The organism is Streptomyces bullii, from assembly GCF_042657145.1.
GTDB lineage: Bacteria > Actinomycetota > Actinomycetes > Streptomycetales > Streptomycetaceae > Streptomyces > Streptomyces bullii.
The window spans coordinates 23,962-33,050 of the sequence record NZ_JBHSNY010000025.1; the positions used below are offsets into that span (position 1 = coordinate 23,962).

General features: G+C 68.1%; 9 protein-coding genes and 2 pseudogenes. 5 read left to right on the forward strand and 6 right to left on the reverse strand.

Features of this window, described 5'->3' with window-relative positions:
* Positions 1-229: 229 nt before the first annotated feature.
* Complete coding sequence (locus ACFPZJ_RS38805; protein WP_381031663.1) at positions 230-931, forward strand: family 16 glycosylhydrolase; 702 nt, start codon at positions 230-232, stop codon at positions 929-931.
* 294 nt (positions 932-1,225) lie between these two features.
* Here the strand turns inward: ACFPZJ_RS38805 and ACFPZJ_RS38810 are convergent, their stop codons facing one another.
* From ACFPZJ_RS38810 to ACFPZJ_RS38830, 5 genes are all read right to left on the reverse strand, one after another.
* Complete coding sequence (locus tag ACFPZJ_RS38810; RefSeq protein ID WP_381031665.1) at positions 1,226-1,495, reverse strand: hypothetical protein; 270 nt, start codon at positions 1,493-1,495, stop codon at positions 1,226-1,228.
* Between the two features lie 274 nt (positions 1,496-1,769).
* Positions 1,770-2,075 (reverse strand): DUF6207 family protein, encoded by a 306-nt coding sequence (locus ACFPZJ_RS38815; RefSeq protein WP_381031667.1) that lies wholly within the window; start codon positions 2,073-2,075, stop codon positions 1,770-1,772.
* Positions 2,076-2,325: 250 nt separating this feature from the next.
* Positions 2,326-2,514, reverse strand: a complete 189-nt coding sequence (locus ACFPZJ_RS38820; protein WP_381031669.1) for a pentapeptide repeat-containing protein — start codon at positions 2,512-2,514, stop codon at positions 2,326-2,328.
* A 122-nt stretch (positions 2,515-2,636) separates the two neighbouring features.
* On the reverse strand, positions 2,637-3,419 hold the full coding sequence (locus ACFPZJ_RS38825) for a transposase family protein (RefSeq protein WP_381031671.1): 783 nt from the start codon (positions 3,417-3,419) through the stop codon (positions 2,637-2,639).
* Between the two features lie 277 nt (positions 3,420-3,696).
* Positions 3,697-4,398, reverse strand: coding sequence for a transposase (locus ACFPZJ_RS38830; RefSeq protein ID WP_381031673.1), 702 nt, complete (start codon positions 4,396-4,398; stop codon positions 3,697-3,699).
* Between ACFPZJ_RS38830 and ACFPZJ_RS38835 the strand changes: the two genes are divergently transcribed.
* Positions 4,347-4,478 (forward strand): hypothetical protein, encoded by a 132-nt coding sequence (locus ACFPZJ_RS38835; RefSeq protein ID WP_381031687.1) that lies wholly within the window; start codon positions 4,347-4,349, stop codon positions 4,476-4,478. The two genes, ACFPZJ_RS38830 and ACFPZJ_RS38835, sit on opposite strands and share 52 nt — an antisense overlap.
* Positions 4,479-4,489: 11 nt before the next feature.
* Here ACFPZJ_RS38835 and ACFPZJ_RS38840 read toward each other — a convergent pair.
* A pseudogene (locus ACFPZJ_RS38840) lies at positions 4,490-4,738 on the reverse strand (transposase); the annotation flags it as partial.
* 17 nt (positions 4,739-4,755) lie between these two features.
* Between ACFPZJ_RS38840 and ACFPZJ_RS38845 the strand changes: the two are divergent.
* The 3 genes and pseudogenes from ACFPZJ_RS38845 to cas6e all read left to right on the forward strand — a co-directional run bounded on the left by ACFPZJ_RS38845 (position 4,756) and on the right by cas6e (position 8,500).
* Complete coding sequence (locus tag ACFPZJ_RS38845; RefSeq protein WP_381031675.1) at positions 4,756-7,056, forward strand: FdhF/YdeP family oxidoreductase; 2,301 nt, start codon at positions 4,756-4,758, stop codon at positions 7,054-7,056.
* 114 nt (positions 7,057-7,170) lie between these two features.
* Positions 7,171-7,803, forward strand: coding sequence for a type I-E CRISPR-associated protein Cas5/CasD (gene cas5e / locus ACFPZJ_RS38850; protein WP_381031677.1), 633 nt, complete (start codon positions 7,171-7,173; stop codon positions 7,801-7,803).
* Between the two features lie 44 nt (positions 7,804-7,847).
* A pseudogene (gene cas6e, locus ACFPZJ_RS38855) lies at positions 7,848-8,500 on the forward strand (type I-E CRISPR-associated protein Cas6/Cse3/CasE).
* Positions 8,501-9,089: the final 589 nt, after the last annotated feature.

The window sequence follows — 9,089 nt, forward strand, 5'->3', positions numbered from 1 at the left end:
GCGTAACCGCCGTGCGCGGCTGACACTGGTGGCGGCGTTGACCGCCCTGTGCGCGGGCCTGGTCCCGCTGGCAGCCGGCGGCACCCCGGCGTCAGCCACCCACGGGTGGAGGACTATCTGGGCGGACGGCTTCAACGGTCCGGCAGGGAGCCCGCCCGACAGTGAGAAATGGATTGTCGATGTCGGCACCGGGTACCCCGGCGGTCCGCCCAACTGGGGTACCGGTGAGGTGCAGACCTACACCGCAGACCCGGCCAACGTCAGCCAGGACGGCCGGGGCAACCTGCGCATCACCCCGCTGCGGGACTCGGCGGGGCGGTGGACCTCCGGGCGCATCGAGACGCGCCGCAGCGACTTCAGGCCTTCTGCGGGCGGGCGCATGCGCATCCAGGCCCGCATCCAGCTGCCTGCCGTCACCGGCGCTGCAGCGGAAGGGTACTGGCCGGCCTTCTGGACCCTGGGCGCCTCGTACCGGGCGGGCGTGCCCTCCCCGACGTCCGGCGAGTTCGACATCATGGAGATCGCCAACGGCCGGAACCGCATCTGGGGCGTCATGCACTGCGGTACACCCACCGCAGGCCCTTGCAACGAGAGCACCGGCCTGGCCGCCAGCACCACCTGCCCCCGAACCCGCTGTACCGGCGTCTTCCACACCTACACCCTCGAGTGGGACCGCCGTACCTCCACCGAGCGGCTGCACTGGTACGTGGACGGGCGGCGCTACCACACCGTCAGTTCCACACGGATCGACCCGGCCACATGGCAGGCGGCCACTGCTCAGGGGCACTTCCTCCTGCTGAACCTCGCCATCGGCGGCGGCTTCCCCAGTGCTCTGGCCGGGCACCCCACCCCCACGGCGCAGACCCGCCCCGGCTATCCCATGCTCGTTGACTACGTCGCCGTCTCCACCACCGCCCCGCACCGACCCTGACCAGGCCAACAGGTCTGCGGCCACCGGGGAGCATCACTGGCTCCGCCGTCGCCCGGCCAGAGCGCGACCAATGCTGAAGGGCCGCACCGACCTCGACGGAGACCTCTGCCGCGGCTGATGGTCGTTCGACCGGGCGGACGACACGCTGCGGCCCCGCGCCCGCTACTGGGAGACGTTCCGACAGGAGGACGACCCGCAGCGGTCCCCGGCCATCACCGCGCTCGATGCCGTCCTGTACGAGGGACGCGCGGCCCGCATCTGCCTGCAGCCGAAGTTCCTGTGCTGACGTCACGGCTACGCAGTGAAGACATGGACCGTGAGGCTCATGTTCTGCTTGTCGGGGCTGGGCAACGCCGAAGCGCTGCCGAGTTCACGAAGGTGGTCGATGCCCTCAAATGGAGGGCTGTCGACGGAATGCCCCACATCGCTGGTGACAGTGATGTTCAGCGGGTGATCCGGGCTTGTGCTTTGCGGGTGACAAGCGACCTGATCATCGTGCTGACGTACCTGGGTGACTTCCGCGGTGATCTCGCCGAGGCGGTGCTCCAGGCTGCCGCCCAGCATCGTTTCCCGGGCACGATCGACAACCTGCTCTCCCAGCTGACGGAGGCCGGTCGGCCCCAGGATGCTAGAGAAGGTCCGGCAGTACCGGATCTGAGCCGGCTTCAGGCCTGTGGCGACGCGCCGGCCCGCACGCGTCCGTCGGGCCGGCCCGCAGGCGACCCCACGTCGCCTGCGGGCCGGCGGAGCGGAGCTCCTGCTGCCGGAGCTGGCGGTAGCTCTGCAGCGTGCCGGGGCCACGCCGGTGTGCTCGCAGTATGCGGCGATCTACCCGCCTTCACGCCTGATGATGGATGTCCGGGGCGTCCGGGCCCTGCTCGAGCCAGTAAGCCCCGAGCAGGGCCGCGTACGGACCAGGGTCATCACCGCCCGGTGGGGCCGTGGGACACCGCCGTACATGCGCGTACAGCCGCGCCTTGACCCCGAGTTCACCGGGCACCCGCCGCACTGGCCCGATGCCGGAGGTCGCCCACAGCCGATCCAGCTCGGTCATCGCGGCGAGCGCGGTTGCTTCGTCAGCGGCGGTGATATCGAGGATTACCAGGCTGGGTTGCGCCATGTGCTGTTCGTCGATGCGTTGCATGCCCACCCCGACGACCGGCCCGCCGACCGCAGTTCGTCGGCGGTCGCTAATCCACCCTGGAGAGGGAAGTTCAGCCGGTGGAACAGTTCCCGCGTCCTTCCTGAAGGCGCCTCTCGGCGTTCTGGACCAGGACCGGGATCAGAACTCGTCAATCGGACTTCCGTTGTACCGACCGCGCCGCCAGTGGGTGCACAAGTCCGGAGTTTGGCGTCATCCAGCCTCCAGCGAGGCACGCTGTCCTGCGGATCAGCTACCAGGTGGGGGACGGGATCAGCCCTGCCGGCCGAGGGTGCCCGCTTGGCGGAAGCAGGCCAGCTGGCGCTGAGCCAGTGGCTTGAGAGAAGTCGACTATGCCGCCGGTGAACCTCGCCCCGGTGAGGTAGATCCTGCCGCCGGAGAACGTCGCCTCGCTGAAGTCGACCGTGCCCTCGAAGACCACTGAGGTCTTCTCGGCAACGTGATGGTTGCAGTGTGTGATGGGATGCGGGTGCCCGCTCGTGGCCTAACGAGCTCGTGCACGGTAGGCAGTGAGGCGTCGAGGATGACGGCGGGGCTCGGTGTTCACATCTGCCGTGCCGACGTCAGGTCCGCGGTCTGCTGGTGGGACAGCAGGCTGGCGACGGCTTGGACGATGTCGCTCATGTGCTCGCGGCGGCCGAGGTGGCGGGCCAGGGCACGCCAGTTCTTCATGTGCGCGATGCCGTGCTCAACCCGGATACGTCGTGAGGAGTGCGCCTTGCGCTGTCGCTCGTGCATTTCCCCGTACCAGTCCGGAGCATTCTTCTTGAACTTGCGATGCGGAGGCGTGACCACGCGTCCGCCGGTCTGGGCGCCCAGGCCCTGGTAGCCGGCATCGGCAAGGATCTCCACAGCGGGGCCGTCGGCCAGGAGCTCGACCAGCCCTAACTGGCGAGCGTGGGTGATGTCCGCGCAGCTTCCGGGCCTGGTCGGGCTGCAGAACAGCACCCGGCCGTCGCCGCCCGTCACGACCATGGTCTTGGCGGCGTTCTGCTTGCTCTTGCCGGAGATGAACGTGTCCCGGTCCTTGCGTCCGGCGGCCGGCCGCCGGACCCGGATCTCGGTGCCGTCGATGATCCCGGTCTTCCTACTGACGCCGAGATGGTTGACGACCTCGGCCAGAGTCCGCAGCCGCACGCCGGGGCTCACAGTGCATCCTCGCTCGGCGAGTAACGGTCGCACCTCGCCGATGGCGCGGGTGATAGTGGAACGGTCCACGTCGAACCAGCAAGCGAGCACGTCGTGCGTGGCCCCGTGCCGGAGGTGCACGAGGGTGGCCAGGAGACGGTCGACGAAGACCAGCCGGTGCTTCGCTCCGGCGCCCACCGCCCGCTTCCGCGGCCTGGACGCAAGCTTGGCTTGGTGCCGTTCATGTCACAACGGGCCCAACTCGGCCACGAGCTCAGCAATCACGTCGGCCGACAGGCCCGTGATCCTTCGGTCGTTGATGATCGCTGCACGAGACGCGTTCCCCACCACACGACCATGATCGACGATCAGGAGCTCGACGCCTCACTGCCTACCGTGCACGAGCTCGTAAAGGGTGTTGCACAACGGCCCGCGTGATCGCGTAGCGGCTCGTAGGCGAGATCAACTAGCGTCCTCAGTCGCCAGGAAATCGGACAAAACGAAGCTCCCGACAGACTGGATCACGGCAGGAAACCAGCGACGAGCCCGTTGTGCAACATCCTTTAGGTTCTGTCTCTTTGGTTAGCGTCGGGTCCAGATGAGGATGCCCGCGAGGTGGAGTGCGGCCTGGTAGGCGATCGCGCGCTTGTCGGTTCGTGTGGCCAGGCCGCGCCACTGCTTGAGGCGGTTGATGCACCGTTCGACGGTGTTGCGCTGCTTGTAGACCTCGCTGTCGAAGCCGGGCGGACGGCCGCCGAGCCGGCCTCGCCGCAGGCGGGTGGCCGACTTGGTCGGACGGCTGGGGGATGACCGCACGGATATCCCGGCGCCGCAGGTGGCTGCGGATGGCGCGGGAGGAGTACGCCCGGTCGGCCAGAACGGCCAGGGGCCGGGTCCGAGGCCTGCCCGGGCCGGTGCGGGGCACGCGGATGCGGGACATCACCGTCTCGAAGGCGGGTGCGTCACCGGCCTGGCCTGCGGTGACGGTGAAGGCGAGAGGCTGTGCGCGGCCGTCTGCGGCCAGGTGGACCTTGGTGCTCAGCCCGCCGCGGGAGCGTCCGAGCGCGTGATCGGCGGGCTCGCCGCAGTGGGCCGCCCCCTTTTGAGTGCTCCGGCAGCGTGCTGGTGAGCCGGACGACGGTGGAGTCCACCGACACCGTCCAGTCGATGTCGTCATCGGCGTCCGCCGCAGCCAGGACGGCGGCGAGGATCATCTCCCAGGTGCCGTCCACGGCCCATCTGATCAGCCGCTTGTGAGCGGTCTGGAACGAGCCGAGCTCGTCGGGCAGGTCCCGCCAGGGCGAGTTGGTGCGGTACTTCCACGCGATGGCCTCAAGAGTGCGGCGGTGGTCGGCCCATCGCCGGCCGGCGACTTCGTCGACGTCAGGTGAGGGTGCCGGACCCGGCTGCAGTTTGCCCCGATACGTAGGAGACTGGCTGTTCTGACGGCCGCGAGTTGCTCGGAGTGAGGCGACGGCTGCGGTCGACTTTGCTCTCGCATACGATAGTCCACGAATAGGGCAAAGAGGTAGTCATGGCTGAGAAACCGATCAACCCGTCCGTATCGGATGTGACCTCGTCAGGACCCGAGAAGGCCAGCGTCGGAATTCACGGCATCACCGAATCCGCGCGGTATTCCATGGCCGAAATGGGGCCGAAGCGGAGTCTGCAGACGCTGTTGAAGGTGAACCACGTCGACGGTTTCGACTGTCCGAGTTGTGCGTGGGGCGACCCCGATCCCGACCACCGGAAGATCGCGGAGTTCTGCGAGAACGGCGCGAAGGCCGTCGCGTGGGAGGCCACGCGCAAACGCGTCGACGCGGCGTTCTTCGCCGAGCACTCCGTCGCTGACCTGCGGGAGCGGGACGGTCACTGGCTGGAGTCGCAGGGCCGACTGGCCCAGCCGATGCACCTCGCCCCCGGCGCGACGCACTACGCGCCCATTTCGTGGGAGGACGCGCTCGCCCTCACCGCCGATCGCCTGCTCGGCCTCGCCGATCCGAACCGTGCCGTCTTCTACACCAGCGGCCGGACGAGCAACGAGGCCGCCTTCCTCTACCAGTTGCTGGCGCGCAGGCTCGGCACGAACAATCTGCCCGACTGCTCGAACATGTGCCACGAGTCGAGCGGCGAGGCCCTGAGCGCGACCATCGGCGTCGGAAAAGGTCTCATCACGATCTCCGACATCACTGATTACGCGGACTTGATCATCATCGTGGGCCAGAACCCCGGCACCTGCCACCCCCGCATGCTCAGCGCGCTCGAACAGGCCAAGCGGCGCGGCGCCCGCATCATCGCAGCCAACCCGCTCCCCGAAGCCGGGTTCGGCCGCTATCACAACCCACAGACCGCGCGCGGCCTGGTCGGCCCGGGCACGCAGCTCGCCGACCGCTGGCTCCCGGTGCGCATCAACGGCGATCTGGCCCTTTTCGCGGGCCTGAACCGTACCCTGGTCGACCGGGAGGACTCCCAGCCGGGCTCCGTGCTCGACCACCACTTCATCGACCGGTACTGCGACGGCTTCGAAGCGGCCGCCACGGCATGGCGTGCCCTGGACTGGTCGCAGATCGAGACGATGGCCGGCCTGCCCCGAGGCCTGATCGAGGACTGCGCGGCCGACGTGCTCGCCGCGGACAGCGTCATCGTCTGCTGGGCGATGGGCCTCACCCAGCACCGCAACGCCGTGGCAACCATCCGCGAGATCGTCAACTTCCTCTTGTTGCGCGGCAATATCGGGCGCCCCGGTGCCGGGCCCGCCCCGATCCGCGGGCACAGCAACGTCCAGGGCGACCGCAGCATGGGCATCTGGGAGAGGATGCCGCAACCGTTCCTGGACAGGCTCCGCGACGAGTTCGGGTTCGATCCGCCGCGTGCCCACGGCCTGGACACCGTCGGCTCGATCAAGGCCATGCGCGACGGTGAGGTCGACGTGTTCATGGGCCTCGGCGGCAACTTCGCCGCGGCCACGCCGGACACGCAGGTCACGGAGACCGCGCTGGCCAACTGCGCCCTCACCGTCCACGTCGCGACCAAGCTGAACCGGTCCCATCTGTGCCACGGCACCGAGGCGTTGCTTCTGCCCTGCCTCGGCCGCACCGAGCGCGACCGGCAGGTCTCCGGGGAGCAGTTCGTGACGGTCGAGGACACGATGGCCATGGTGCACTCGTCGCACGGACGGCTCCTTCCGGGATCACCGCACCTGCGCAGCGAGGTCGCGATCGTCGCCGACCTCGGGCACGCTCTCTTCGGCGACGACCTCGGCTGGCGCGGCATGCGTGACGACTACGCCGTGATCCGCCGCCACATCGAGCACGTCTGCCCCGGATTCCACGCATACGAGGAGCGCGTCCGGCAGCCCGGCGGCTTCATGCTCCCCCGGGCACCGCGCGACTCCCGCACCTTTCCCACGTCGACCGGCAAGGCGCAGTTCACGGTCAACCCACCGACCGCGCCCGAAGTTCCGCCGGGACACCTGCTGCTGACGACGGTACGGTCGCACGACCAGTTCAACACCACCGTCTACGGCCTCGACGACCGTTACCGCGGCATCAAGGGAGGACGGCGGGTCGTCTTCCTCAACCGTAAGGACCTCCGCGACCTCCGCCTCCACGACGGCGACCTGGTCGATCTGATCAGCGTCAACCCGGACGGTGAACGCCGCGCCCCCGGCTTCCGCGCCGTCCGCTATCCGACGCCGCGCGGCTGCGCCGCCGCCTACTACCCGGAGACGAACGTGCTGGTCGCCCTGGACTCCACGGCCGACACCAGTAACACGCCGGTGACCAAATCCATCGTGATCCGCATCGAACCCTCCGGCGGGGGAGCTTCGGTGTGACGGTCAGGTCAGAGGCGGGACTGCCCGAAAACGAGATCGCCCCTACCCTCGACGACTTCGTCTCCCGTCTGCTGACGGCCACCAAGGGCTGACCCCTATGGCCACTTTGCTGATGTGCCTCGACGCACCCATGCAGTCCTGGGGCACCAGATCACAGCCCGAGGGCTGCGGCGAGGACCCCTGGCGCAGCTACGCATGGGCGTACGTGTCGACCGGGAAGGCGTCGTCGAAGCCGACTTCCACACCGTGCAAAACATCCCCAACACCGAAGGCAAGAACCACCGCGCCGCAGTGACCAAAAGATTCTATTTGGCCGATGCCCTCTTCCTCGTCGGCCTGGAATCAGACGACACACAGCTGCTGCACAAACTGCATACCGCCCTGACCGAACCACGATGGCCGCTCTACTTCGGTCGGAAAGCGTTCGTGCCGGCACGACCCATCCCCAGCCCAGGCCTCGCAGACGAACACCACCCAGTCACCAGACAACCCCTCGACAACGCACTGCGCACCCACCCCTGGCTGGAACACCAGCCCCGCATCCATCCCAGCCGACGCACCCCATCCCACGCCCTCTCCCCGACATGGCTGCGCACCATCGTCGACGCCGACCCTCTGGCACTGGACATCGAGCTACGCCACGATCACCCACTCTCCTTCACCCAACAACACCGCGCCTACGCATCCCGGGCGGTACAGATCAGCCACGTCCCCCTAACACCCGAAATGATCAACGGCATAGTCTGAGCGCACCGCGCAACCCGACGAAAACCAGGACACCGGAACCGACCATGACCACTATCTGGCCGACCCGTATCATCCCCAACCCCCACAACCGCCAAGCAAGCCGCGACTTCCGCAATGCCGTCGACCTTCACTACCGGGTGATGAAGCTTTTCCCGGACAACCTCGGCGACCAGGCACGCAAACAGCTCGGCATCCTCTTCCGAGCAGAGGAAACCCCCAAGGGCCCTACCTGCTCCTGCAGAGCCGCACCCAACCTGACCTGAACCTGCTCCCACCGGACTACGGCACAGCAGACACCAGGACACTCAACCCCCTGCTCGGCGCACTCCGCTTCGGACTGCCGGTCCGCTACCGCATCGACGCCAACGCCGTACGCAAGCCCAGAAAAACAACCCAAAAACTCTACAATCTCAAACCCGTCACCGCGCTCACCGGCCCAGCCGCAGTGGAATGGTGGCAACGCCAAGCCGAACAATCAGGCCTCAAAATCGATACCGTCCACGCCACGCGACTGGCCGCAGCAAGTGGCCTAAAAGCTCAAGAAAAACAGCGCATCCACAACGCCCGGACCCGATTCGAGGGCAACGCCCTCATCAGCGACCCCGAGCTCCTGCGCCGCCGAGTCGAAGAAGGCATAGGCAGAGGCAAGGCCTACGGCTGCGGACTGCTCAGCCTCGCCCCTGCGAGCACTACATGAGCCCGCCACGACGGGGCGGCGATGCGCGCAGACGCCTCGCGGCCATTGACACGCTCGCCACGGTCCGGCCGGCGTTTTCCCCGCCGCCGCGGGGTGTTCCAGTCGGCGAGCTCGTGCGTGAGACCTGCTTCGGGCCCTTCCCGCTGACGCGGGAGTGTTCCGCCGCCCGGTCCTACGCATCCGGCGCCGATGATGTCCTCGCCGCCGCCGCGGGGGTGTTCCGGACCGCAGGGCCTTGGGGTAGCGCTGGGCCCAGTTCTCCCCGCCGACGCGGGGGTGTTCCGTCCGGCATGGGCCTGGATGACGTCAGCAGCCGGTCCTCCCCGCCGATGCGGGGGTGTTCCGAGCGGCAAGGCCATGACCGTGGGCGACATGGAGTCCTGCTCGCCGACGCGGGAGTGTTCCGAACGCGGCCCCGGCCTCACACCGCGCGGGCAAGGCTGAGCACAAGCAGAGGGTCCGTGCCGTCTGCGTTCGGCACGGACCCTGGCGTAGCCTCCCATGCGCGGCTCCGCCGTCGCCCACTCCAGCCCGAGGTCGGCCATCTGCTGGAGGTTGTCCGCGGTGAGCTTCCCGCGCTTGGACCGGG

What these genes read in the sequence shown, in the direction of transcription:
- ACFPZJ_RS38810 (WP_381031665.1), bottom strand. Translation starts at nt 1,495, where the DNA reads ATGCTGGGCGGCAGCCTGGAGCACCGCCTCGGCGAGATCACCGCGGAA.
- ACFPZJ_RS38815 (WP_381031667.1), bottom strand. Translation starts at nt 2,075, where the DNA reads ATGCAACGCATCGACGAACAGCACATGGCGCAACCCAGCCTGGTAATC.
- ACFPZJ_RS38830 (WP_381031673.1), bottom strand. Translation starts at nt 4,398, where the DNA reads ATGACGACATCGACTGGACGGTGTCGGTGGACTCCACCGTCGTCCGGC.
- ACFPZJ_RS38845 (WP_381031675.1), top strand. Translation starts at nt 4,756, where the DNA reads ATGGCTGAGAAACCGATCAACCCGTCCGTATCGGATGTGACCTCGTCA.